The sequence below is a fragment of the Streptomyces sp. NPDC127106 genome (genome assembly GCF_042677605.1).
In the GTDB taxonomy this organism is placed as follows: domain Bacteria; phylum Actinomycetota; class Actinomycetes; order Streptomycetales; family Streptomycetaceae; genus Streptomyces.
The window spans coordinates 58,073-82,324 of the sequence record NZ_JBHXTC010000020.1 but is presented as its reverse complement, the minus strand read 5'-3'; the positions used below and the strand labels follow the sequence as shown (position 1 = coordinate 82,324).

At 70.8% G+C, this 24,252-nt stretch carries 24 protein-coding genes and 1 pseudogene; 12 read left to right on the top strand and 13 right to left on the bottom strand.

Annotation, left to right across the window (positions count from 1 at the left end):
• Positions 1–6: 6 nt before the first annotated feature.
• Positions 7–651: a hypothetical protein gene (locus ACFVGY_RS18855; RefSeq protein ID WP_385678395.1), complete on the bottom strand. Its 645-nt coding sequence runs from the start codon at positions 649–651 to the stop codon at positions 7–9.
• A 437-nt stretch (positions 652–1,088) separates the two neighbouring features.
• Here ACFVGY_RS18855 and ACFVGY_RS18850 point away from each other — a divergent pair, with 437 nt between their 5' ends.
• Complete coding sequence (locus tag ACFVGY_RS18850; RefSeq protein WP_385678393.1) at positions 1,089–1,481, top strand: hypothetical protein; 393 nt, start codon at positions 1,089–1,091, stop codon at positions 1,479–1,481.
• Positions 1,482–1,819: 338 nt separating this feature from the next.
• Positions 1,820–3,424 carry a PQQ-binding-like beta-propeller repeat protein gene (locus ACFVGY_RS18845; protein ID WP_385678390.1) on the top strand — a complete coding sequence of 535 codons (1,605 nt, stop codon included), beginning with the start codon at positions 1,820–1,822 and terminating at the stop codon, positions 3,422–3,424.
• A gap of 85 nt (positions 3,425–3,509) precedes the next feature.
• Here the strand turns inward: ACFVGY_RS18845 and ACFVGY_RS18840 are convergent, their stop codons facing one another.
• Positions 3,510–3,857 carry a carboxymuconolactone decarboxylase family protein gene (locus tag ACFVGY_RS18840; protein ID WP_385678387.1) on the bottom strand — a complete coding sequence of 116 codons (348 nt, stop codon included), beginning with the start codon at positions 3,855–3,857 and terminating at the stop codon, positions 3,510–3,512.
• A gap of 133 nt (positions 3,858–3,990) precedes the next feature.
• Here ACFVGY_RS18840 and ACFVGY_RS18835 point away from each other — a divergent pair, with 133 nt between their 5' ends.
• From ACFVGY_RS18835 to ACFVGY_RS18825, 3 genes are all read left to right on the top strand, one after another.
• Positions 3,991–4,866 (top strand): LysR family transcriptional regulator, encoded by an 876-nt coding sequence (locus ACFVGY_RS18835; RefSeq protein WP_385678384.1) that lies wholly within the window; start codon positions 3,991–3,993, stop codon positions 4,864–4,866.
• Positions 4,867–5,388: 522 nt separating this feature from the next.
• A complete protein-coding gene (locus ACFVGY_RS18830) occupies positions 5,389–5,928 on the top strand; it encodes an ArsR/SmtB family transcription factor (RefSeq protein WP_385678381.1) in 540 nt (179 codons plus the stop codon).
• Entirely contained in the window at positions 5,925–7,211 is a 1,287-nt protein-coding gene (locus ACFVGY_RS18825) for an MFS transporter (protein WP_385678378.1), read from the top strand. The genes ACFVGY_RS18830 and ACFVGY_RS18825 overlap by 4 nt, the downstream gene beginning before the upstream one ends.
• 266 nt (positions 7,212–7,477) lie before the next feature.
• On the opposite strand, the gene ACFVGY_RS18820 is transcribed toward ACFVGY_RS18825, so the two are convergent.
• On the bottom strand, positions 7,478–8,644 hold the full coding sequence (locus ACFVGY_RS18820) for a MalY/PatB family protein (protein ID WP_385678375.1): 1,167 nt from the start codon (positions 8,642–8,644) through the stop codon (positions 7,478–7,480).
• Positions 8,645–8,756: 112 nt separating this feature from the next.
• Between ACFVGY_RS18820 and ACFVGY_RS18815 the strand changes: the two genes are divergently transcribed.
• Together ACFVGY_RS18815 and ACFVGY_RS18810 are read left to right on the top strand one after the other, a co-directional pair.
• Positions 8,757–9,536 (top strand): AraC family transcriptional regulator, encoded by a 780-nt coding sequence (locus ACFVGY_RS18815; protein WP_385678373.1) that lies wholly within the window; start codon positions 8,757–8,759, stop codon positions 9,534–9,536.
• Positions 9,537–9,648: 112 nt separating this feature from the next.
• Positions 9,649–10,242, top strand: a complete 594-nt coding sequence (locus ACFVGY_RS18810) for a hypothetical protein (RefSeq protein ID WP_385678370.1) — start codon at positions 9,649–9,651, stop codon at positions 10,240–10,242.
• Positions 10,243–11,061: 819 nt separating this feature from the next.
• Here ACFVGY_RS18810 and ACFVGY_RS18805 read toward each other — a convergent pair.
• Entirely contained in the window at positions 11,062–11,943 is an 882-nt protein-coding gene (locus ACFVGY_RS18805) for a GyrI-like domain-containing protein (RefSeq protein ID WP_385678367.1), read from the bottom strand.
• Between the two features lie 216 nt (positions 11,944–12,159).
• On the opposite strand from ACFVGY_RS18805, the gene ACFVGY_RS18800 reads away from it, so the two are divergent.
• Positions 12,160–13,275: a serine hydrolase domain-containing protein gene (locus ACFVGY_RS18800; protein WP_385678364.1), complete on the top strand. Its 1,116-nt coding sequence runs from the start codon at positions 12,160–12,162 to the stop codon at positions 13,273–13,275.
• A 638-nt stretch (positions 13,276–13,913) separates the two neighbouring features.
• Here ACFVGY_RS18800 and ACFVGY_RS18795 read toward each other — a convergent pair.
• On the bottom strand, positions 13,914–14,372 hold the full coding sequence (locus ACFVGY_RS18795) for a hypothetical protein (RefSeq protein WP_385678361.1): 459 nt from the start codon (positions 14,370–14,372) through the stop codon (positions 13,914–13,916).
• A gap of 497 nt (positions 14,373–14,869) precedes the next feature.
• A complete protein-coding gene (locus tag ACFVGY_RS18790) occupies positions 14,870–15,220 on the bottom strand; it encodes a winged helix-turn-helix transcriptional regulator (protein WP_385678358.1) in 351 nt (116 codons plus the stop codon).
• Positions 15,221–15,289: 69 nt separating this feature from the next.
• On the opposite strand from ACFVGY_RS18790, the gene ACFVGY_RS18785 reads away from it, so the two are divergent.
• On the top strand, positions 15,290–16,186 hold the full coding sequence (locus ACFVGY_RS18785; RefSeq protein WP_385678356.1) for an NAD(P)-dependent oxidoreductase: 897 nt from the start codon (positions 15,290–15,292) through the stop codon (positions 16,184–16,186).
• 1,082 nt (positions 16,187–17,268) lie between these two features.
• Here ACFVGY_RS18785 and ACFVGY_RS18780 read toward each other — a convergent pair.
• On the bottom strand, positions 17,269–17,841 hold the full coding sequence (locus ACFVGY_RS18780; protein WP_385678353.1) for a hypothetical protein: 573 nt from the start codon (positions 17,839–17,841) through the stop codon (positions 17,269–17,271).
• Between ACFVGY_RS18780 and ACFVGY_RS18775 the strand changes: the two genes are divergently transcribed.
• Together ACFVGY_RS18775 and ACFVGY_RS18770 are read left to right on the top strand one after the other, a co-directional pair.
• Positions 17,840–18,091, top strand: a complete 252-nt coding sequence (locus ACFVGY_RS18775) for a hypothetical protein (RefSeq protein ID WP_385678351.1) — start codon at positions 17,840–17,842, stop codon at positions 18,089–18,091. The two genes, ACFVGY_RS18780 and ACFVGY_RS18775, sit on opposite strands and share 2 nt — an antisense overlap.
• Positions 18,092–18,188: 97 nt before the next feature.
• Positions 18,189–18,905 (top strand): aspartate/glutamate racemase family protein, encoded by a 717-nt coding sequence (locus ACFVGY_RS18770; RefSeq protein ID WP_385678348.1) that lies wholly within the window; start codon positions 18,189–18,191, stop codon positions 18,903–18,905.
• 336 nt (positions 18,906–19,241) lie between these two features.
• Here the strand turns inward: ACFVGY_RS18770 and ACFVGY_RS18765 are convergent, their stop codons facing one another.
• Positions 19,242–20,222, bottom strand: a complete 981-nt coding sequence (locus ACFVGY_RS18765; protein ID WP_385678345.1) for a GNAT family N-acetyltransferase — start codon at positions 20,220–20,222, stop codon at positions 19,242–19,244.
• A gap of 425 nt (positions 20,223–20,647) precedes the next feature.
• Here ACFVGY_RS18765 and ACFVGY_RS18760 point away from each other — a divergent pair, with 425 nt between their 5' ends.
• On the top strand, positions 20,648–21,289 hold the full coding sequence (locus ACFVGY_RS18760; protein WP_385678343.1) for a TetR/AcrR family transcriptional regulator: 642 nt from the start codon (positions 20,648–20,650) through the stop codon (positions 21,287–21,289).
• A 121-nt stretch (positions 21,290–21,410) separates the two neighbouring features.
• On the opposite strand, the gene ACFVGY_RS18755 is transcribed toward ACFVGY_RS18760, so the two are convergent.
• From ACFVGY_RS18755 to ACFVGY_RS18735, 5 genes and pseudogenes are all read right to left on the bottom strand, one after another.
• Positions 21,411–21,890 (bottom strand): hypothetical protein, encoded by a 480-nt coding sequence (locus tag ACFVGY_RS18755; RefSeq protein ID WP_385678340.1) that lies wholly within the window; start codon positions 21,888–21,890, stop codon positions 21,411–21,413.
• Positions 21,863–22,156: a hypothetical protein gene (locus ACFVGY_RS18750; protein ID WP_385678337.1), complete on the bottom strand. Its 294-nt coding sequence runs from the start codon at positions 22,154–22,156 to the stop codon at positions 21,863–21,865. The genes ACFVGY_RS18755 and ACFVGY_RS18750 overlap by 28 nt, the downstream gene beginning before the upstream one ends.
• A gap of 407 nt (positions 22,157–22,563) precedes the next feature.
• The gene (locus ACFVGY_RS18745) at positions 22,564–22,701 is read right to left on the bottom strand and encodes a hypothetical protein (RefSeq protein ID WP_385678334.1); all 138 of its coding nucleotides are present in this window, start codon (positions 22,699–22,701) and stop codon (positions 22,564–22,566) included.
• A gap of 32 nt (positions 22,702–22,733) precedes the next feature.
• Positions 22,734–23,567: a PIG-L family deacetylase gene (locus tag ACFVGY_RS18740; protein WP_385678331.1), complete on the bottom strand. Its 834-nt coding sequence runs from the start codon at positions 23,565–23,567 to the stop codon at positions 22,734–22,736.
• 403 nt (positions 23,568–23,970) lie between these two features.
• Positions 23,971–24,150: pseudogene (locus tag ACFVGY_RS18735) on the bottom strand (IS5/IS1182 family transposase); the annotation flags it as partial.
• Between the last annotated feature and the right edge of the window lie 102 nt (positions 24,151–24,252).

Here is a 24,252-nt window from a genome sequence, read left to right as displayed (position 1 = left end):
GGTGGGTCAGGCGTCCGGGTTCTTGCCCGCGGCGGCGGTGGTGATTCGCTGGACCTGCATCGACGCGAATGAGTGCAGGTCGTGGTCCTTGGGCAGGCTGCTTCCGATCACGAAGGCCACGACGGTACCGACACGCAGCGCCGCGTTGGTCCGGTTCTCCTTTGCGTAGGCATCGGTCTCGTCGGCGCCCACGTCAATGGTCAGCGGCTTGAGCGTGTCTGCCTTCGCGCCCTCGCGGGTGTCGGCCACCAGCGTCTTCATACCCGCCTTGGCGTTCTCGACGGAGTCATAGGCGAGGAGTTCGAACTTCACGTCCGTGTCGTACGACGCCGAAATCTGGGTGTTCGCCATCCCAGTGAGCCCGGCGCAGCTGAAGCGGGCCGCCAGCTGGCAGTGCTTCTGGGCCTCACCTCCGTTGAGGACGCGCGGTTCACGCCCCTTCCAACCCTCGGGAGCGGCCAGCTTGCCGGGAATGGCCTGGGCCAGCTGGGACGGGTTGAGCGGCGCGGCGGCGGCGCTGGCACCAGAGGCGCCGCCAGAGGCGCCGCCCGCGCCGCCGCCCGTGTCCCCGCTGTCGCCGTCGCTCGAGCAGCCGGCCAGGGCCAGTATCAGTGCGAGACCTGCGGCCTTACCGCGTGCCTTCTTGAGCATCGTCGCTTCCATCCCGTCCGGTGCCTGATTCATTGTCAGCCTCGGGCGAATATTACGGCGTTGCCGATGGCTGGTTTCGCTTCCGACTTCGCTCCATGCGCCGCTGCTGACGGGGGCACGAAGGGCCCGTGGCCGGCTCGCTGACGCCGCCGGGCCAGAGCCGAGGGTCGGTCGGGAGGTAGAGGTCGTCGTCCGGACGGCCAGCCCTCCGTCAGCGGCCCTCGACGCTGCGGTCGCCTCCGCTCCCAGCCACCGGCTCCGCCGCCGTGGCGGGTTCGGGCGGGAGAAGCACGGCGGCACGCCTCTCGGGCGCTGAACACACCACAGCGGAACCGCTGTGGGCCGGGGGACCTGGAGGAGCGGGCCACTGACGAGAAGCCACGCAGTAACTCGGCTCCTCCAACCGGCTGTTGACGATCGTGCATACGATCGCAGGCATGAGACCGGCGATTGCCCCCCTGCCGAGCAGCGCGCCGGCGCAGCTCGGCGGCTACCGGATCCTGGGAGTGCTCGGATCCGGCGGTATGGGGACGGTCTACCTCGCCCGCCGCGGTCGGCACCCGGTGGCTCTCAAGACCATCCGCCCCGAGCTGCTGCGCGACACGGAACTGCGGGAGCGGATCGCCCGTGAAGCCACGGCAGCGGAGACCCACGATCCGTTCCGGCTCGCCGTGGCCCCCGCCGTGCTGCTGATCGGCCAGCCGTCGGCCGTTCGTCGCGGTCGCGGCCGACTGACCCACGGCCGCCCGAACTGGTACCCCCGTCATCCCGCACCGTCGCCGAGAAGGGGCTCCACCAGCCATGTCCTCGCTCCTACCCCTCCTGCCTGACGACCCCGAGCAGCTCGGAACGTACGTTCTCGTCGGCCGCCTGGGCGGTGGCGGCATCGGAACCGTCTTCCTGGCGCGCACCCCAGGAGGCCGGCTGGCCGCCGTCAAGACCGTACGGGCGGACCTGCGGGACCGGCCCGGATTCCGGGACCGCCTGCTCCTCGAGGCCGAGGCGGTGCGGGCCTCGGCGCAGAGCACACGGCCGTGTTCCTCGGAGCGGACCCGGACGCGGCACGGCCGTGGCTGGCCACGGCGTACCTCATCGACTTCGGGCTCGCACGGGCCCGGGCGGTCCCGCTCTCACCGCCGCCGGGGAGGTGGCGGGAACACCGGCGTACATGTCGCCCGAGCAGGCCAGCGGCGGCCAGCACGGGCCGGAGGGAGACGTGTTCGCCCTCGCCGCGGTCCTGGTCTTCGCCTCGACCGGGCACGGCCCGTACGACGCCCGTGGCACGGCGCAGGACGCGCTGCGACTGCTGCGGGCCGGCGCGGCACCCGACCTGACAGGCCTACCGCACGGGCTCCGCGACACCCTCTCCAGCTGTCTCTCGCCGCAGCCGGGTGACCGTCCCTCCCCCCAGCGGCTGCGGGAGCTCTGGGGGCCCTTCGACGCCGGGGAGTTCGCCGATCTGCTGCCGGACGCGTTGCTCGCCGACATGTCCCGCCGGATCGGCGAAGTCGCCGCGGTCGGCGCCGTGCCGCTGCGCGACCCAGCTCCACGCCGCACGTTCTCGCGCCGGACCGTCCTCGCGGGCACGGCGGCCGCCGCCCTCACCGGCGCGGGCGTCTCGGCGCTCTGGCTGACCGGTGCCCGTCCCGGCTCCGGCAACCGGGCGGCGGCACCCGGACCCGGCCGGTCCGCCACCAGCCGTCCGCCCGGCACGGCTCCCCAGCCCCTGCGGTCGGTTCCCGTTCCCCTGAGCACCACCCCGCCCCTGGCAACTGCCGAGGTCCTCGTCCACGGGAGTGACGCCCTACGCGGCATGTCGACCGCCGACGGCCGCGACCTGTGGCAGACCCGGGCCACCAGCCTCGACCTGGCCCTCGCCGCCGGCCGCCTCGCCGGCCTGGCCTTCGACTCCGGCGACCCCGGCGCGGGCCACATCGACCCGGGCACCGGCAGCCTCGCCCCCGGCTCGGCCGGCCCGGACGTGCTGGGCGCCCTCAGCCTCTACAGCAGCCTCCTGACAGCGGACGCCGAGTGCCTCTACGTCAAGGCCTACTACGACTCTGACGACGAGCGCACCCAGCCCTGGCTGCTGGCGTACGACCTGGGTGCCCGGCGACCGCGCTGGCGTCACCGCATCGAGGGTGCGTTCTGGGAGCCGCACAGCTCCCTCACGATGTCGGCGATCGTGTCCGGCGGCCGCCTGATCTGCTCAGACCCCGCGCGCATCTTCGCCGTCGACGCACGTGACGGCCACCTGCTCTGGACCCGCCGCGTACGCACCGATCAGCAGGCCGCGTCACCTACGGAGGCGGGCGGCATCTACCCGCCGGTCGCCTCGGAGCGCCATGCCTTCGACATCGAGGAGTCGATCACAGCGGTGGACCTGGCGACGGGCGCCGTCGCCTGGAAGCTGGAGCCGGAGAACTCGCTGACGCTGCTGAACGCTCCCGTGTGCGTCAACGGGCTCGTGTACGTCCCGGCCGGGGCACTCCAGGCCTACGACGAGACGACGGGGCAGAAGGTCTGGACCCATGCTCCGGGCCCGCACTTCACGGCCCTTGCGATCCCCGCTCCGTTCCGCGGCGAGCTCTACGGGGCGGTCGGCGGCGGCGGACAGGCGGTCGCCGCGGTGGACGTCGAAAGGCGCCGCACCGCGTGGACCCTGCCCGCCAGCGCCGTGAACATGCCCCACGGCGCGATGACCCTCACCCAACGCGGCAACCGCCTCTGCGTCCAGACTTTCGAACGCCTCGCGGCCGTACCCCTGGACTGACGCCCTTCGTGGGTCTGTGCGTACGGCGGGTTCCGCCGCGCCCGTGCGAGGACGGATCCGCGGGTGTTCCTGGCTGAGCGTGTCCTCACCCGTGTGAGTGGGCGCTCTCGCCGTGGTGTTCGTAGAGGCGATCGGCGAGCAGGGCGTGGGCGAGGGTGCCGCCGGCGCGCACCGAGGCGGTGACGAAGGCGGTCTCGGCCAGTTCCTCGGCGGTGACGCCGTGCCGGCGGGCCGCGGCGGTGTGCACGTCGAGGCAGTACGCGCACTGCGTGACGAGGGCCACCGCCACCGAGATCAGTTCGCGGTAGCGGCGCGGGACCGCACCGTCCTCGCGGTCGACCGCGTTCTGGAAGGCAAGCCAGGCCGCGAACTCGGGCGCGGCGGCGGCGCCGACGGATCGGGCGCGGTGCAGGTCGTCGGGGTGGGCGTACATGGGGACTCCTTGCGAAAGGTGAGGTCCGGGAGGTGCGTGGTTCCGGGAACGGATCCAGCTCACCGTGCATCCCCCTGCTGCGTCCAAGACCGGTTTCGCAGGCGTGGTGCCGTTCTCGGTATCGTGGCCGGTCATGGACTTGCGAGCGTTGCGTTGTTTCGTCGCGGTGGCGGAGGAGGGCCACTTCGGCCGGGCGGCCGCGCGGCTCCACCTCGCCCAGCCGCCCCTCAGTCGCAGGATCCGGGAACTGGAGACGGACCTCGGGTGCCGCCTCTTCGACCGGATTCCGACTGGGGCGCGCTTGACCCCGGCCGGGGAAGTCCTGCTCATCGAGGCACGCGACCTCTTGGAGCGGGCCGAACGCGCCCGCGAGCGGGTGCGTGCCGCGGAATCCGAACGAGAGGTAGTCCTGGGGACGGTTGCCGGGGCGGGTCTGGACGCCAGCCACGCGGCGCTGGCCGTACTGCGGACCACCCACCCCGTGCTGCGGGTCCGGTTGCGGGAGGCGCCCGTCACCGATCCCACGGGCGGGCTGCGTGAGCGGCACGCCGACCTCGCACTGACCCGGCTCCCCTTCGACACCGCCGGACTGGCCATACGCCCGCTTGGAGTGGAGCCCGTGGTGGCGGCGTTGCGCGCTGACGATCCGCTGGCCGCCCGACCGCGGCTGCACGTCACGGAGCTCGCGGGACGCCCGCGTTTCCGGTTGCCGGCCGGGACCGACGCGCGCTGGCGTGCGTACTGGCTCGCGGCCGAGGAGGACTCCACCGGGCCGGTGGTGACGTCCGCGGAGGAGTGCCTGCACGCGGTGCTCTGGGACGGGGCGGCCGGCCTGCTCCCGGCCGGGGCCGCGCGGCGGCACGCCCGCCCGGGCATCGCCTTCGTCCCCGTCGACGGCCACCCGCCGAGCCGTGTCGTGTTGGCTCGCCGGGCGGGCGCCGCCGATCTGCTCGCGGACGCGGTGGCGGCCGCCCTGGCCGACGCCTATGCGGCCGCGGCGGCCGCGTAACCACCCGGCGCCGCAGGGGGCCACGCCGGGGCCGCGGCCTGAGCCGAAGGACGAGCGTCCGCCCGAACACGACCGCTACGGAACCGACCTGCTATCTGCCCTGTCGACGCTCGCCCCTGCGCGGGAGCCGGCCGAGCAACTGCCCGCTGTGCGCTACGGCAGCACGCCGAGAGGTGCAGCGTGAGCGCGACGCGAGCGGGTTCCGTCCCGAGGTGCTCGTCCAGGCAGGACGAGACGAACGAACCCCACGAAGCCGGCCGTGGCCTGCATCTCCCAGGCGTCGCGGGCACGGGCCAACCACTCCGGAGCGTCAGCGACCGCCTTCGCTTCCTGCGCCAGCAGGTACAGCGTGCGCACATGCGCGGTCAGCGGCGCGATCACCACAGTTTCACCGACCGGCGGGCAGGTGGTTGCCGTCGGTCGTAGTGCGGGAGCGAACGCGTCACGTGCTGGGCAGTCGATTCCGTAAGCCGAATCAAAACTCCCTTGCCTTATGGTCAAGAAGTGTTGACCATTGGGGGCATGTCTACCGATGATCTTCCCGAGACGTTCCACGTCACCACTGACGAGCAGCTACGCGCCGTCTCCAATCTCACGCGTCACCGCATCATGGCCGTGCTCCGCTTCGAGCCCGCGACGATCACGCAGATCGCCGAACGAGTGGGCCTTGCCAAGGGGAGTTCCAGCTACCACGTACGGCTGCTGGAGCGGGCCGGCCTGGTGAAGGTGGTACGAACGCGGAAGGTCCGGGGGGTCACCGAGCGGTACTACGCCATGGCCGCGCGGGCGATCGTGCTGCCGGACCCGGGCGAGGGAGGCCCGGACGTACTGATGCGGCACGCGGTGGCGGACCTGGAGGCAGCGCCGGCGGATGCCGAGCGGCACGTACGGATGGTGCATCTGCGGCTCACCGAGGAGCAGTTCGCGGAGCTGGGGGCGCGGCTGCAGGCACTGGCGGACGAGTACCGGGAGCTGTCCGATCCGTCGCTGCCGGACGCGTCACTCGTCTTCGCACTGTTCCACCCGGCATCGCGCGAGCAGGCCGAAGGGGACGCCAAGTGACCTCAGACGTTCGGAAGCTGCCGACCGGGTTCGGACGGCTGTGGACTGCGCAGACCGTGTCCTCGCTCGGCGACGGGGTGTCGCACGCCGCGCTGCCGCTGCTCGCGTTGACGTTGACGCGGGATCCGATGGCGCTCGCCGTCGTCACGGCCGCCGGAACGCTGCCGTGGCTGCTGTTCGGGGTGCTGGGCGGTGCGCTGGTGGACCGATGGGACCGTCGGCGCACGATGTGGGTCACGGACGCGGCGCGTGCGGTGCTGCTCGCGATACCGGCGGCAGCGGCCGCGCTCGACGTGCTGAGCATTCCCCTGCTCGCGGCCGTCGCCTTCCTCCTCGGCCTCGGCGGGCTCTTCTTCGACACGGCCGCCACGGCCTATCTGCCGGATCTGCTCGGCCGCGACCCCGCGCTCCTGGAGCGCGCCAACTCCCGCCTGCGCGGCACCCAGACCGCCGCGTCCGGTTTCGCGGGACCGCCCGCGGGCAGTGCCCTGCTCGCGCTCGGACGGGCGGTCCCGCTGCTCGCCGACGCGGTCTCGTTCGCGCTCTCCGCACTGCTCGTACGGTCGCTGCCCGCCGCACCCCGGCCCGTACCGCAGGCCCGTGAGTCGCTGCTGCGGCAGGCGCGGGCCGGCGCCTCATACGTATTCCGGGATCAGCTGCTGCTCGGGCTCGCGCTGCGTCCGGCGGTCGGGAACGTCGCCTTCCTCGCCGTGGAGACCGTACTCGCCCTCTTCGCGCACGATCGTCTCGGCATCGACACCTTCGGCTTCGGCCTGCTCCTCACGGCGGAGGCCACCGGCGGTCTGCTCGGCGCGGGCATCGCCTCCTTCCTCGGCCGACGACTCGGCACCGGCACCGCGCTGACCTGCACGGCCGCAGTCGAGGGATGCGCCATCCTGGGCCTTGCCGCCGCCCCGAACCCGTACGTCGCCGGCCTCGCACTCGCCGTTTGCGGAGCGGGCATGGGCGCCACGATGGTGCTCGGCCCCTCCCTCCGACAGGCGATCGTCCCCGCCCACCTGATGGGCCGGGTCGCCTCCACCTCCCGCATGCTCGCGATGTGCGCCGCCCCGTTCGGCGCCTTCCTCGGCGGCTGGCTGGCCACCACCTACGACGTGCGCACCCCGCTCTACACCGCCGCCGGTCTCCTCCTGACCATGACCACCGTCACCGCGACCATGACCAGCAACCGCCGGGTCGAGGCGGCACTGCGTGCCGCCGCCCCGGCCGATGACCCAGATCACCCGGAATCCTCGGACCCCGTTCAAGAGCGCGCCGTTTAGGGCTCCGCGAGGTCGTTGAACCAGTGCTGACACCGGGCGTGCCCGGGCAGGGGGTCGGCTGGAGCGTCACTCCCGAAGCCGTACACCTGCACCTCGGCGCGGCGGGCGCGGCAGGCGCGGCGCTCACCCGCCGACAAGGACTCCTGGGCACTGCCCCTGGAGAACTGCATCATCGTCCCCTGGCCGCCCTCGGGGGCGGCCAGCCGGCGCGGAGGCCGTACGCTCGGGACCGACTTCTCGTACGGGTCCGGCTCGTGCAGCGGGTCCTACACGACCCCCGACCCGGTGATGCGGGTGACGGCCTCGGTGAGGGTCTCCGGTGCGCAGCCGAAGTTCAGCCGGGCGAAGCCGGAGAAGCCATAGCGGTGGCCGGAGTTCAGGGCGACCTTGGCGGTGTCGAGGATGCGGGCGGCGGGGTCGTCGCCCCAGCCGAGGGCGCGGAAGTCGATCCAAGCCAGGAAACTGGCCTGCGGCGGTGTGTAGCGCGCCGCGGGAAGGTTTTTGCGGAGGAGTTCGGCGAGCAGGATCCGGTTGTGGTCGAGGACGTCCAGGACCTCGGTGAGCCAGGGGTCGCCGTCGTTGAAGGCGGCGACGGTGGCGATCACCCCCAGGTGTCCGGTGCGGTAGAGGCTGTGGGGCGACATGCGGTCGACGTACCGCTGCGGCGCCGGGTCGGCGGTGATGATCGTGGCGGCCTTGAGTCCGGCCAGGTTCCAGCCCTTGCTGGCGGACAGGAACGAAAAGCCCCAGCGCTCGGCCGCGTCCGACACCGACAGGAAGGGGACGAACTCCGCCCCGGGGAGCACGAGCGGAGCATGGATTTCGTCGGCGAGGACGAACACGCCGTACTGGTCCGCCAGTTCGGCGAGCGCGACCAGGTCCTCGCGCGGATGCACCAGGCCGAGCGGATTGTGCGGGCTGCACAGCAGATACGCTCTGGCCCCGCGGGCGAAGGCCCGCTCCAGGGCGTCCAGGTCCAGACGCGGACCCCGTACGGTTCCGTCAGCCAGGGGCGCTTCGGTCAGTGGCGCCTCGACGACCTGGGCGCCCACCTCCTGCACCCACCAGGAGAACGGCTCGTAGACCGGCGGGCTGATCACCACGCTGTCGCCGGGAGCAACGATACGGCGCAGGGTCTCGACGATGCCGATCCCGACGTCGGCGACGGTGTACGCAGACTCGGGGTCGATCAGCCAGCCCCAGGTGCGGTGGGCGTAGCCGGCGACCGCTTTGGCGAGATCGGCGGTGGGCGCCGCGTAGCCGGTGTCGGAGTGGCGGATGGCCCGGTGCAGGGCGGCGGCGACCGGCTCGGCGAGGGGAAAGTCCATCTCGGCGACCGGGAGCGGGAGCACGTCGTGGGGGAAGGTCCGCCATTTCGCGCTGCGACGCCAGCGGAGTTCGGCGAGCGGGGGTATCCGGAAGGTACTGCTCATCGGGGGACTCCTCAGTGGCTGAGACGGCTCAAGGGGTGAAACGGCGGAGCCGCGGCACATCGCCATGGTCGCCGCCGTTCGATGTGTCGCACTTCCGGTAATCTGCCAACCAGTGACAGAAATCCGCCATGAGCCCATCGCGCCGACCCGCACCCAGTGGCTGGCGCCCGGAACAGCCATCGATGCCCACCGACACGACGACCACCAGATCGTCTACGCGGGCCGTGGCGTGCTGGCCGTGACGACCAGCACGGGCTCGTGGATCGCGCCCGGCACCCGCGCCATCTGGGTGCCGGCCGGCACCGTCCACGCCCACCAGGCCCACGGCGAACTCGAACTGCACCTCGTCGGGCTGCCTGCGAGCGACAACCCTCTCGGCCTGGACCGACCGACCGTCCTGGCGGTCGGCCCCCTCCTGCGGGAGCTGATCCTCGCCTACACCCACACCCCGCACGACGACAGCCCCGAACGTAGCCGGCTGCGGGCCGTGCTGCTCGACCAGCTGCGGGCCTCACCCCAGGAGCCCCTGCACCTGCCCACCCCGACCGCCCCGCAGCTGACGGCAGTCTGCCGGATCCTGCAGGCGAACCCGGCCGACCACCGCACCCTGGCCGCACTCGGCCGGGCGATCGGCGCCAGCGACCGCACGCTCTCCCGCCAATTCAAAGCCGACCTCGGCATGACCTTCCCGCAGTGGCGCACCCAACTGCGCCTGTACCACGCCCTGGTCCTGCTCGCCGAGAACACCCCGGTCACCACCGTGGCGCATCTGTGCGGCTGGTCGTCCGCCAGCGCTTTCATCGATGTCTTCCGCCGCACCTTCGGCCACACCCCCGGAACCCACCTGAACCAGCCCCGACAGGCGGACCAGCGGTCGGGCGCACGCACCTGAGCCGCCCCGACCCGCCCTTCGAGGGGGCGGCGGGAGCAGGACAGCTGGCACCGAAGGTGCATCGTTCCTGGCATCTTGAGATCGTTTGTGGCGACAGCCCCGAGGAGACGAATTGATCACGGAGTACCAGCAGAAGCTGCGCGAGCGCTACACCGCCGCCACCGTCACGCCGGCGCCGGAGCCGTGGCAGCCGGTGCTGGACCACAGGACCCCCATCGGGGGTCTGCTCGGCATTGGCTTCGCCGTCCATCCCGACAGCGGGCACGACCTCGTCATGGTCGTGTCCAGCGACGGCCACGGACTCTTCGACGCGGTCACCGGCGAGAAGGTCGCCCGCGACCGGGACCCAGACCCCGACACCAGCACTCCGGACGCGTCGCCGGAGCTCACCTGCCCCGGGCTCGGCCCGATCGCGGGCACGCCGGTGCGTATCGCCGGGCTCTTCGGGGGCGGCCTGCACAGCACCACACCAGACGGCTGGACCCTCGACGTCGTCAGCCCCGAGTGGCCCCACGACCGCGTCATCCTCTCCGCCGACGGCGGGTCCCACAAAGGCCCCGCGGGAGGAACGTGGTGGCACGTCTTCCACTCCGAGTACTCAGAACTCCGCGCGGCCGGGTTCTCTCCCTCCGGCCTGACCCTGGCGGTCGCCACCAGCAGCGACCTCACCCTCTGGACCCGACCTGAGCTCCACTTCGACGAGTGAGCGGAAGAACAGCCCTTCATACGCTGACCCATTTCGGCCTCACCCCGCTGAACAGCAACGGCTGCTCGGCGTACAGGAGGCACTCGACCCAGGCGGTGTAGGCGACGGAGCCATGGCAGGGGAAGGAGCCTGTGAGTTCCAGATGGTGCCCCCGACGCCGCTTCCGCGCCCTCGTACGGCTGGACTTCCCGATCCTGCGCGACCAGGACACCGTCGCGCTGCGCACCGCCCGTGCCACCGTCGTCGCGTGGCGCCGGATCAACGACGACGACACCGGTGACGTCGCCCTGCTCCGCCGGGACCGTCCCGTCGAGGGCAGCCGGCCGTTGCCGCTGGAGGCGTCTGGATGCTGGGCACGCTCCGCGGCCCGCAGGGCGTCGGCTGACTGCAGATGGAGACGGCGGCCGGGGAGCCTGGATCTCCCCGGGGTTCAGCGGCTCTCCCGTCTGGGGGACGACGAACAGCGCCGGGTCGTCGGTATGACGGTGGCTGCCGAGCGCACCGCCGGCGCCACCACCGCCCACCTGATCCCCTCGGTGCCGCTCATGGACGAGCGGGTGTTGCGGCCCGGCTGTCCGTTCCGGGGCCTGGCCGCCTTCACCGAGGCCGACGCCGACCTGTTCCACGGCCGTCGTCGCGACCGCCCGGCCCGAGTCCCTCGACGCCCTGGTCACCTCCGGCACCGCCGACCTGCTCGGCGGCGGCGCCACGCGGTTCCTGGCCCCGCTCTCCGCCGCCGCCGGGCTGTACCAGGCCGTCACCGCCCCCGTCGACGCCGTCCCCGGCCTCTGGTTCGAGGCCGGACTGCCCGAACGGATGTCACGCTCCGGCGCTCGCGCTGCTCCGCTCGACCGGGATCCACAGCTGGGAGTCGGTCTCCGCGCCGATTTCCACGGGTTGCGTCCGCAGGAGCTCCGGACCTGGCCGGCTGGCGTACGGGTTCGAGGGGAACCACTGCGTGAACACGTCCCGCCACAGCTCCTGGAGGGCGTTCGGATAGGGCCCGTGGTTGTCGAAGACCGCCCAGGTCCCGGCTGGCACGTCGAGGGCGTCGAGCTCTTCGACGGCCGCGTCGGGACCGGTCACGACGCCGATCCAGTAGTCCACCTCGGCGCCCTCCTCCCGACTGTCGCTCAGGTGCACCGCCGCCGACAGAATCCCTTCCGGCTCCCGGCCGGCCAGCTCCTTCATCCGTACGACCGCCTGCTCGTCCAGGCTCTCCACGTGCGCCGCGGCGGCCGCGTTGACCCCCTCGTGCACGAGCGGAACCCGGGCCTTCCTGCCGACGAGCCGAAACGCCTCCTTCTCCACGATCCGGTACCGCATGGTCGTATTTCCTTCGACGACGACACGGAAGGACATGCGCGGCTGCGCCGTGAGCACCGCACCCGTGCGCCGGGCCTCGCCCGGCCCGATGCCGTGCACCGACCGGAACGCCCGCGCGAACGCCTCGCCCGAGCCGTACCCGTACCGCACCGCGACATCGAGCAGCGTCAGCTCCCCGGCCAGCACCTCGGCCCCGGCGAGCGTCATCCGCCGGCGCCGCACGTATACCGGAAGCGGCATCCCAGCGAGCGTGGAGAACAGCCGCCGGAAGTGGTACTCCGACACCGCGGCGATCCGGGCCACCTCGGCCATGTCGACCTCCCGGTCGAGGCAGGCCTCCAGGTGGTCCAGTGCCTGATTCAGCCGCTCCAGCACGCGCATCCGTCCTTTCTCACGGCCCTTCCCGAGCCGGGTCCGCTCTCCGAGCGCGGCACTCTGGCGGTCGCCGGTCGGACTCTCGTGACGCACATGCTTCGCACATGCTCGGGCGAGTGGATCCAGGGTGTGCCCTGTCGGAGCAACCATCGCCCGACAAAACCAGTGCGGGAAGTGTTGGGTAGGAAGCCCCGGCATGGCCTGAGGCTTATGCTCATGACTGAGATTAAAGGACTGTGCGAACCGCGGTTCGCCGCAGTCCGTGCAGCCCTTGCCGCTTCGCTCGGCAAGGACGACGTGGGCGCCTCGGTCGCTGTCTACCTGGACGGCGAGCCGGTGGTCGACCTCTGGGGTGGGTACGCCGATGCGGACCGCTGTGTCAGGTGGGAGCGCGACATTCTCACCGGTGTGAACTCGACGACCAAGAACATGACCGCCCTGTGCGCGCTCATGCTCGCCGACCGGGGCGCGCTCGATCTGTCCGCGCCGGTCGCCGCCTACTGGCCTGAATTCGCCGCGGCCGGCAAGGAGAACGTGCTGGTGCGGCACGTGCTGTCCCACACGGCGGGGCTGCCGGACCTGTCCGGGCTGACGGCGGTCGAGGACCTCTACGACTGGGAGAACGTGACGTCGGGGTTGGCCGCGCAGGCACCCGTATGGGAACCCGGGACGGCCGCCGGCTATCACGCGCTCACTTTCGGGTTCCTCGTGGGTGAGATCGTCCGCCGCATCACCGGCCGCAGCCTCGGCGAGTTCTTCGCGGAGGAGGTGACCAAGCCGCTGGGCGCGGACTTCCACATCGGGCTCTCCGCTGAGCACGACCACCGTGTCGCACCGCTCATCCCGCCGCCATCACTGACCGACGAGTACGCCGCCAGCGCACCGCCCGGACCGGACGGCGTAGCGCGGGTTGGAACCGGTGCCGCTATCCGGGTCAAGGACGCCAACTCAGTGGCCTGGCGCCGTGCGCATATCCCTGCGGTCAACGGCTTCGGCAACGCTCGCTCCGTCGCCCTCATCCAGTCGGTACTTGCAAACCAGGGAACGGCCGGCGGGGTGCGGCTGCTGTCCCCCCAGGGGTGCGAGCCCGCGTGGCAGGAGGTGTTCCGCGGTGAGGACCGCATCCTGGGGACGCCGATGTGCTGGACGGCGGGCTTCGGCAAGTTCGGCAACACCTTCGGCTGGGGCGGCTGGGGCGGCTCGCTCGTCGCGAGCGACCCCGGCTCACGCATGACCGTGGCCTACGTCATGAACCAGATGATCGACCGGGACCAGCAGGAGGACAACCGCGGCATGGAGATCATCATGGCCGCCTACAGCGGACTGCACTGACAGGCAACACTGACCATGGGTGTTCGGCCGCCTCGCCCGCGCCGGTCTGCTGGTCCGGCTCGGCGGGGACGCGGGGTTCTTCGACCAGATGACCGGCCGGCCGGGCTGCCTTCGCCGCTGGGCAAGCGGCTCCTCCTGATCGCGGCCAGCCGCCGACCTTAACCCCTGCCGCGTCGGGCCTGGCGGTCCAGGAACTCGATCATTCGCGTCTCCGAACGGAGCAGCCGCTCTCGCTGCTCAGGGGGAACAGAGGCGAGGAGGTCGACCAGAACTTGCTTCCGCGGGACGTACACCAGGTTGCCGGAGTAGATCCTGCAACCTGCACACCAAGCGAGTCCGATGCAGCGCTCGAACATCGAGGACTCGGGCGGATGGAAGCGATACTGGTACGAACCGACGGGCGTTCCGCAGGTGGCGCAGACTCGTCGATCGCCGTCGGGGGTCGTGTCCCAGCCCCCGACCTTTCGCCAGGGCTGTCGCCTGGCCGGTGCTCTTCACGTCGTCATGCCGAGCATTCTCGCTCACAGAGCTCCGCCCAGGACAGCCGTCCGAGCAAACGGAGTCCGTGCTCGAAAGAGTTGGAGGCCGCTCGACCTGGTAGCTCCTGAAGGAACGAGACTCACCCAGGTTCCTCGGACTCACGGGGAGGTGAGGCTCGCGCGTGCTGCGGCCATGAAGGCGATCTTGTGTTCCTCAAGGTGCTCGTTGACCTCGACGTCGCCGATCTCTCGCCACACTGCCTGGTTGAGTGCCCGACCGTACGCGTGCACGGGGGCGTGCAGCTCCGCGTCGCTGAGCAGCACGAGGTGCCGTTCAGCGATCCAGAGCCTGGTCATGGCATCCGAAGCGACACTGTTCCAGTCTTCGTCACCGCCCCATGCCTCGGGCCGGCTGTAGGCCGCCCGTTCGGCATCCTGAGCGCAGGCGATGAAGTCCTTGATCGCCTGTATCTGCTCCGCCCGGCGTGCCTCGCTGGTGGCCGCTGCCTGGCGGCGCTCCTCCAGCCGCTCAGCGGAGCGCTGAGTGGCGCGCGCTGGGAGAGCGCCGTCAGGCCGCCGCCGAGGATGACGCCCACGAGTGAAAAGACAGGTGCCCACACGTCCATCGCCACGTGGCGTCCCCCTGCGACAAGTCCTTGCGTATCAGGGTGCACATTGGTCTCGCACTGGATCAGTGCGCCGTCTGGCACCCCCTCACGAAGGATCGAATGTGGCGCCGCGGTGGTCTTGACGGGGATTCGCTGGCGAGGCTGGCTTCTACGGCGGCGTTGAGGTCGCGTGGGGGAGAGCGGTCGGAGCGGGGACGTCGGCGAGGGCCGGTCGGCGGCGCCGGTGAGCAGCGGGGCGGTCAGGGCGGCGCCGGGGCTGAGTTGGGCCCGAGTTGGGCCCGAGTTGGGGTGGGGCCTCGCGCGGCTCGACGCCTTGGCGGTGTGCTGGGTGTGGTGCGCACCAGAGGCCGGACGGCAAGAGGGTCTGGTGCGAGTTGTCGGACCGGCGACACACCCACTTTTTTGTGGGTACTTGTCGCCATCAGCGCTCCGGGAGAACCTGGTGGTGGCCGAGGGAACGGATCAGGAAAGGAGATCGGCCGCAACTCAGGACGCTGCGGCCTCCTCGGCGAGCCGGTCCAGGCGGCGGTGGCCCCAGTCGGAGAGCGGAGCCAGCGCCCGGGAGAGGTCGAGGCCGAAGCCGGTCAGCGAGTAGACGGTCTTCAGCGGCACCACGTCGTGCACCTCGCGGTGGACCAGGCCGTCCGTCTCCATCTCCCTCAGGGCTTGTGTCAGCACCTTCTCGCTGATCGCCGGGACCTTCCGGCGCAGTTCGCCGGGCCGGTGCGGCCCCGATTCGAGCAGCCACAGCAACAGGGTCTTCCACTTGCCGTCGATGACGGCGATGGCCGCAGCCACCCCACAGATGTCGGGATCCTCGACTCGGATGCGTGCCATCGCCCTGCTCCCCGTCCTCGGTCCTTTTCCACGCTTACTCAACGATGTTATGTACAAGGGAGTTCCGTCATGTCTTCTTCTCCTGAGCCCTCCGTCACGGTGATCGGGCTCGGTCCGATGGGCCGGGCGCTGGCCGGTGCCTTCGTGGCCGCCGGGGTGCGCACCACGGTGTGGAACCGCACCCCGGGGCGGGACCGCGAGCTCGTAGAGCTGGGCGCGATCGGGGCCACGAGCGCCGCGGAGGCGGTCGCGGCGAGCCCGCTGACCATCGTGTGCTTGGTCAACTATGACGCCACGGACGCGGTGCTGCGCCAGGAGGCCGTCACGGCCGCCTTGAAGGGGCGCACACTGGTGAACCTGACCGCCGACACCCCGGACCGGGCCCGGGACACCGGGCGGTGGGCCGCCGATCACGGCATCCGCTACCTCGACGGAGCCATCATGACGCCGACGCGGTCCATCGGCACCGCGCAAGGGGTGTTCATCCACAGTGGCCCGCAGGAGCTCTACCGCGAGCACCAGGCCTTGCTCGACACCCTGGGCGGCACCCACACCTACCTGGGGGAGGACATCGGCCGAGCGGCAGCCTACGACATCGCACTGCTCGACATCTTCTGGACGTCGATGACCGGCTACATGCACGCGCTGGCGGTAGCGGGCGCGGAAGGCATCTCGCCACGCGAACTGGCCCCGTTCGCACAGGGGATCGGCGCGATCCTGCCGCCGCTCTTCCATGAACTCGCCGAGGACGTTCACGAGGGTACCTACTCGGGCGAGGGCAATCCGCTGACGTCGGCGGTGTCCTCCATGGCCCACATCGTGCACGCGTCCGAGGCGCATGGCATCGACGCGGGCGTGATGCGCGCCGCCGAGGCGCTGGCCCGCCGCGCCGTGGACCTCGGCCATGGCGCGGACGGGTTCTCCCGGGTCGCGGAGGTCCTGAGCCGCCGCTCAAGTGGGTTGTAAGAGGCTCGGTTCGGCCAGGGCTCCGTGCGGTGCGGGCGCGCCCCATCCGTCATCACCACCCCAGCGTGACCGAGTGGAACGCACTCGGACTGCGCCGGCGCCGGAAGCCGACCTGCCAGGGGCACCCGCTGGGGTGGACGGATCGGGTGCGCCGAAAGGTCGGTTGCGTCATTACCGAACCTTCGTTACGCGATCCTCTGCGCGCCCGCTGCCGCCCGGCCGTCGAAGCCGACGACGGCGCAACTCAGCGGCACCGGGACATCGCCCATCTCAGGGTCGCTGACGTCGCTTCCGCCCCCCACGCCGGCTGCCGTCACCAGTCCGCGTCCGGTGACGGCGATGCCCGCACCCGTCACGGCGCGGGGCCCGCTTCACGATCCGCGCACGCTGCGGCGGAGGAGGTGCCTGCCTGCGCCTGCTCCATCAGCTCGACGGTCTGCGCGAAGAGTGTGGAGCAGGGGCATCTCCTCACCGGAGGGGATCTCCAGTCCCAGGTCGTCCTTGAGCACGCACATCAGCTCCACGAGCGCCAGGCAATCCATACCCAACTGCTCCAGTGCGCTCTCCGGCGTGGCGAGGTCCTCGGGGATGTTGAAGTAGCGCGGCCGCCCGAGGGGCGGGACGCCAGCAGCCCACAGGTCCGTGAGAGCGCCCTGCAGAGCGAGCCGCTCGCCATACGAACCGGTCCCGCCCAGCGACCCCGTCGCGGAGGCCGAGGTTCCGGCGTTCCTGTTTCGGCGTCAAAGGGCTCCGAGCACGCTGTGCTGGTACGCCAGAACGGGGCCGAGGCAAAGCCGATCCGTACACGGCGATGCGAGTGAGGGCCTGTCGAACCGTGCTCTCCAGCGGAGCCGGAGCACGTCCGGAGCCTCCACGATCAGCATTCTCGGATTCGCCACCACCAGCGGCCCGCCGGCCGCACTACGCCGAGCTCGTCGGCGGCCTGCTGGACTGCCTGCAGACAGGCATACCGCGAAACGTGTCGAGAGGGCGTAGGCTCACGGCTGGCCGCTGAGGTCATTTTCGACCAAGGTGGTGGAGAAGCTCCTGGCCCCAGGGCACGCTTGCGGTGCTCGCTCCGGTCAGCGGCGATCCACCTCGCGCAGATCGCCGTGCGTATCCAGACGCCATCGCGTGCCTCTGCTGTCAGTGAAGCAAGCGATAGGGCCGTCCAGAGTGCCCCGTTGGGCCGGAAGTGACTCCAGCAAGAAGACGTACAGTCCGTTCGCACCCACCACCGACAACGGGGCTTGCACGACGTCACCGGCCGCTTCCACCGTTCGCTGGTCCGAGCTGTCGTATCGATAACGCGCTGAAAGGGCCCGCGGGAACTCCATCTCGCCGCCCATGCGTACCGATACGTCTGTCACTGGTTCGCGGCTCTCATTGCCGAACACCGCCCGCCAGATGCCGGTGTCATCGAGCCGCGCCCGAAACGTGACCTGCCGTGCCTGTTCCCTTTTGCGTTCCTCAGCTGTGGATTGCAGTTCAGCGCGCTCGAGAGCCAAGTTGGCTGACTGGATGGCGATGAACGCGCGCTGCTCCCCGATCTGCGCGCGCTGACTCGCCAGTGTCCATATGGCAGCTGTTGCGGCCCCAGCTGCGAAGAAGGCGCCTATCCAGGTCGGTACGTCACCCCAGTCGACCGCGCTCATGGCGGGCAGCCTAGCGGTCCACAACCCCGCCGCACTACCTCCCGCTGCCCACCGGCATGCTCCCGCCCTGCGGCAGGCTGAGCCGGCCACCGCCTTCAGCGCCGATGCCACCGCGGCGCCCCCGCTGCCCGCACGCCGGACCGAGGAACCGCTCTCCGAACTCGCCGACCACCAACTGGTGGAGGTCCCCGTGAAGCCCGCGTCGGCGGTACGCATCGGCCCGGCCGCGAGGCCCACCGCCTCAAAGTAAACCTTATGGAATTTGAGCTCTTCGCTTATTTCGCTTATGGCAGGATGTTCGGGTGGTGAGCAGAACGCCGCCCGGAGTCAATGTGAGGAGCGGGGCGATGAAGACGATCGGGCTGATCGGCGGCATGAGTTGGGAGTCGACGGCGCAGTACTACCGGCTGTTGAACGAGTTCACGCGCAACCGGCTTGGAGGACTTCATTCAGCCCGGTGCGTGATCTATTCACTGGACTTCGCGGAGATCGAGCAGTTGCAGGTCCAGGGGCGCTGGGCGGATGCCGGCGAAATCCTGGCCGCGGCCGCTCGGTCTTTGGAGGCAGCCGGCGCTGACCTGGTGCTGATCTGCACCAACACCATGCACAAGGTCGCCGACGTCGTCGATGCTGCGGTGGCCATCCCACTGCTGCACCTGGCCGACGCCACCGCACACGCCGTACGGGCATCGGGGCTGCGCCGGGTCGGACTGCTGGGCACGGCGTTCACCATGGAGCAGGACTTCTATCGGGACCGCCTGCAAGCGGCCGGGCTCGAGGTCCGGATCCCGGATGCCGGCGGGCGCGCACTCGTCCACCGAGTGATCTACGAGGAGCTCTGCCTCGGCATCGTGCGGGAAGAATCGCGCACTGCTTACCAGAAGGTCATCGAGGACCTCGTTGCCGCTGGCGCGGAAGGCATCATCCTGGGCTGCACTGAGATCGAGCTTCTCATCGGCCCCGGTGACAGTCCGGTTTCGCTCTTCCCCACCGCACGGCTTCACGCGGAGGCGGCCGTGGACGCGGCGCTGGCGGGCCTCCGGAACGACGACCCCGGGCCGTGACGCCCGCAGTCGCCGACGAGAGCGCGGCCGCACTGCCGTATGAGCCGGTGTGCGGCACGACGAGTTCCGCGTCGACGCCGGAGAGGAGCCCTCCGTGTCCTCGTCGACGACGACCACCTGGATGAAACGCCCAGTAACTCCCGGGCGGCATCACGCGGTACGCCAGCGACCGGGCGCTGGTCAGCGAATTCGGTCTGTGGCACGAGCCGCGAGAACCTGCAGCCGAGGTCGGACGCCGCGACACCCGGCGACACAGCGAGGCCGTCCGGCCGGTCGGGCGAGGCGACGGCGCGGTGCACCAGGAGGTGAAGCCTGGTGGCCTGGCGGGCGGTCGTCTCAGCGCCAGTCGTCGATCACGTAGGCGTCGGGGTGGCTGTAGCCGGGCTCGTTGGGCCGGTGCATCGTGACGCCCTGCAACCCGGTGCGGAAGCCACGGTCGATCATGCGTCGATAGGCATCCGGGCGGCCCAGGTTCATCCCGGCATCCAGCTGACCCAGCCCGCGCTCGGCCGCCAGTTGCTCACATGCGTCGAGCAGTCGCTCGAAGCGGTCGGCGGCCTCCGGGCCAGGGCGTACGGTGCCGAACTTGACGAAGCACACGTCCTCGCCGGCCTCCGATCCGGCTCCGCAGTGGCAGACGGCCAGGCCATCGAGCTCGAAGCCGCCGCCCTGGAGCAGGATGGTGTCACCGAGTCCCTGCGCGTGCACGGCGACGATCTCGCGTTCCAGGTCCAGGCCCTCGTACACGGCCCCGGTCAGTGCGCGACAGGCGCTGAGGCAGGCGGGCTGCTCGGCGGCAGGCAGCTCGCTGTACAGCACCCGGCCGGGGACCGCGGAGCTGCCCGTGACCTGCTTCTTCATGATGGCCGTGAGGAATCGGGGCCAGAAACCGTACTTGCGGTAGAGCTCAAGGTGTTTGGGACTGTGCGAGAAGGTGAACAGGCCCAGGTGGCGGTTCCCCCAGGTGTCGAAGCAGTCCATGACCGGATCCATGAGGCGTTTGCCGACGCCCCGGTCCCACAGGTCCGGACGCACGGTCAACGGTCCGAAGTACCCGACGCTGCCCCAGTTGGAGGCGAAGTTCGATCCGGCCAGTTCACCCTCGATCGTCGCCGCGAAGGCCGCTTGCGGATCGGCCGCCCAGCGTGTGCGGACGTAATCGGCGGTGGCGAAGAACGTCTTCGGCTCGGGGATCCCGAGGAACGTCCCGAAGGCGACTCGGAAGATCTCATCGGCCTGATCGAGGTCCGCCTCGGCCAACGGGCGGACTGACACCAGGCCCGCGACGGTCTTCCGCTCCGCAGCCGGTGAGGTCATCGCTCTCTCCTTCTCGGACCCCCGTTTCATCACACCACGAGCAGCACCGCATGGCGATGCGAAAGATCCGCCGGCGGCGGAGGCAGCCGACCGAGCCCGATTGCCTTGCCTCCCCACCCGTGCGCGCAGGACGGCGGATGTGGAGGAGACCATGCTCCCGCGGGGACTACCAGCGCGTCTTCGTCGCCGTGCAGCAGGCCGCCGGACCGATCACGGCCCGGCAGATCGGCGAGATGCTGGCTGCGCAAACTGCCCGACGGCCGGTTCGCCACCCGCCTGTGACAAGGCGTGCCGCCCCCTTGGGTATCTTGTCGGGGCACCGGAGGTGGCGCCCCGGAGATTCGTCGTAGGTGTGGTTCCGTGAGTTGCGCCCTCGGATACGACACGACACGCCGCGTAGATCGACCTCCTGCTGCCGGCACCACATGCCGACGGGTGGCCGTACCGGAGAGCGGGGCGCCGACGGCTGGTCGCTGCGTGAGGCATCGGCACGGGTCGGTGTCAGCCCCAGCGCCGCCTACCACCACTTCGGCTCGCGCGACGCACTCGTATCCGCCCTGTCCGAGGTCGTGCTGGCCCGGCTGGGGAATCGCCTGCGCGACACCATGGACGCGGCGCCGGAGCAGGGTCCCGAACGTCTCGCCGCCTGCGGGCGCGCCTATGTCACCTGGGCCGTCGAGGACCCGGCCGTCGCCCGGCTCGTCTTCCGCGGCGGCGCCACAACGGCGCAGTCCGCCATCTCACCCCACCCGCACGACGTGCTCACCGCCGAACTCGACCGTCTGACCGATACGGGCCACCTGCCCCCGGGAGCCCGCCCGGGCGCCGAATTCGTGGTGTGGGCCGCCATCCACGGCCTGGCCGTCCTGCTCATCGACGGCCTCGTACACATCGACGACCGGCAAGGCGTCGAAGACCAGACCGAACGCCTGGTCCTCGCCACCTTCAACGGTCTGGCGCGGGAAACGGCCCCTGAGCCGGACCGGCCCATGCCCACCACCACGCACACGCGACGCCTCACCCGGAGCCCGGCCCCCAGCCCAGCACCGCACACGCCCTCGCCCTGAAGCCCCACGGAAGGCCGCAGGCCGGAAGGGGCCGCCCGGCAGTCCCTGCCCTGGTCACGGACCCCGGCCACAGGGCCGCCGGTCGCGACGTCGCTCACCCGGCCGGGTGGCTGGTTGTGGATCAGCGCGTCCGATGGTCCCGGGACAGCCGGGCGGGGTCGACCTCGGTCACGGCCGTCCTGTGGTCCAGCTCCCAGCTTCTTCCGTACGCTGCGGCGAAGGAGTCTGCGCCCAGCGCGGCCCGCGCGCTGCGGGTGAGGCCGCGCACCTGCGGGTCGGTGAGGTCGTGCGCGCCGCGTAGGCGAGAGGCTGCGCCGAGCCGGACTGCGGCTTGGTGATGCAGTTCGAGCGCGTCGGCGAGGGCGGCCGTTGGACCGCCACGAGGGCCAGGACGGGCAGGTCCCGGGTCCGCAGCGCCGCCGATGAGCCTTTCGGCTGTGTCGAGGAGTTCCCGTGTCCGTTCCAGCTCGCCGATGCGCACCCCTAAGCCGGCCTCCCACGCGTCGACCAGGAACCGCATCGCCGGAGCTTGCGCGCGCAGCACCCGCTGCCGGGCCGAGTCGATCAACGCGATCACCAGGTCGGTTTCCCCGCGCCGCATGTGCAGGTCGATCCAGCGCAGGTCGCCGAAGACCGTGTCGGCGGGCTGAGCGAGCCGAACTCGTCCGCCAGCGACCTTGCCTCGCGCAGGTCGGCGAGCGCACCGTCGAGGTCGCCGTCGTACCGCCGTAGCCGGGCACGCAGCGGCAGGGCCTCGGACTGGCCCCAGCAGTCGTCGACTTGCCGGAAGCAGGCCAGGGCCGCCTCCACATCGGTGCGCGTCCGGTCGAGTTCGTCCGCGTTCTCGGGGAATTGGGCGCGGAACATACGGGGCCAGCCCGGCTAGCCACACGTCGTCGCCGTCGGCCAGCCGCTCGGTGATCGGGGGTGCGGTCTTCTGTCCCCGTGTCCATTCCGCCTGCAGTATGCCTTCACCCACCCTGCGGCGCCGGGCCTGCGGCGGTTGCGCAACCCGCACAGCGACGACGAGACAGACGACGGCGAGGACGAGTAGCCACAGGCCCCACCGTCGACAGCGGTCCGGCCTGGAGTCACCACCTATGACTCTGGGCTGGACCGCCTCGTGCGAGGCTCAGCCAGTGGGCAGGATGCGCGAGCCGCGCTGGCCGGGCTCGGACGGGACGTCCTCGCATCGGTAGCCGACCTGGGTTAAGACTCTCCGGTCCCACACCCTTCTGACCCCCGAACCGCACGCGACGGTGGCAGCAGCTGGCTTACCAGCGGAATGCTTCCGCGGACGCGGCGTCGGATGGTGCTGCCGGGCCGTACCAGTGCTGTAGCGCCTGGTGGAGCCCGTCTGCGTGGCCGTGACCCGCAGTGCGGAGCCAGGCAGTGTGCCCGTCCGGCCGCACGGGATCGGGCGACTCGGCGACGGGCGGGCGGATCAGCGCAGTCCGGCGAAGAGATCGTTCTCGGGTATGGCCGCGCCGGTGGTGTCCTGGACACGTACGAAGGTCTCCATGCCCATCAACTCGCCGAACCTCTCCTTGCCCATCTTGAGGAAGAAGATGTTCTCGCCCTGACTGGCGTGCGCGGCCAACGCGTCGAACTTCTGACCGCTGAACGTGGTGGTGTCCACCCACGTGGTGATCTCATCGTCGGGGAGGCCGATCTCGGCCATCGCGGCTGCCTCGGCAGGATCCGGCTCCGGCATGTCCTCATGGAACTCGCGCATGATCTCGCCGAACCGCTGCATCATCGAGCGGGGCGCGGTGGTCCAGTACACCTTCGGTGTCAGCTCGGTCATCTCCAGCGCCGCCATCGTGATGCGGTGGGCCTGGATGTGGTCGGGATGGCCGTAGAAGCCGTTCTCGTCGTAGGTGACGACCACATCGGGTCGGTAGTGCCGCATGAGGTCCGCGAGTCGGGCCGCGCCTTCCTGCACGGGAGTCCGCCAGAAGGATCCGGGGGCGTCGTTGCTCGGCCAGCCCATCATGCCGGAGTCGGCATAGTCCAGCATCTCCAGATCACTGACCTCAAGGACGTCACAGCTCGCCTCGAGTTCTTGACGGCGCATCAAGGCGACCGCCGTCGGCTCGTGCCCGGGATCGCCCGGCTTGACACCCCCCGGTCCGTCACCGCAACCGCCGTCGGTACACGTCACGAGAACCGTGCGGATGCCTTCCGCCGCGTACCGCGCGAGGACCCCTCCGGTTCCGGTGGCCTCGTCGTCGGGGTGGGCGTGTACCGCCATCAGCGTCAAGGGCCGGTCAGTCATGAAACAGTCCTCCTGCAGAAATGCGTCTTGTTCCGAGTGCGGCGGGCGTACCGCGACGTGGGGCCCGGCTCCTGTGCGGGCGATCGATGTCGGGGCCTACGTGTTCCCCGCCCGCGGGGCGCCGGCCCCTCGGTCGGTGCAACCCCGCTGGCCTGACCGGTTGTTCCCGGCGCGGCCGCCTTGCCTTCCAGGCGTCGGCGTTTCCACGTGAACGAGGTGCAGTGCGGTCATACCGCGGTCCGCAAGCGGTGCAGGCCTGTGCCCGTGGGCCCGGCTGTCGGGACGTATTCACCCTTGCCGTGCGCAGACGGCCTCAGGCTCTTTGCCCTCCGGCATGGCGAACCCCCGGCCCAGCGTTCGTGCCACGCTTCGATGGCGTCGTCGACGTCCTCCACAGCGGGCCGGGTTCGGAGCCGGCCCGGCCCGGCCCGAGGCGGGGCACCCGTATCGCCTCCATCACCGCGGCGAACCGGGTGCAGTCGTTGGTGTTCCCGCCGGTCGGGACGAAGGCGAGCGGGCGACCGGTCCCGTCGCAGGCGAGGCGGATCTCGCTGGTCAGCCCGCCTCGGGACCGGCCAAGTGACGGGTTGCGGAGCCCGGTTCTCGGGCGCCGAGACCACTTCGGCGGCAGGGCCCAGTAGACAGCCGGTGTGGTGAGCGCGTTACGCAACTCCCGTACGGCTGC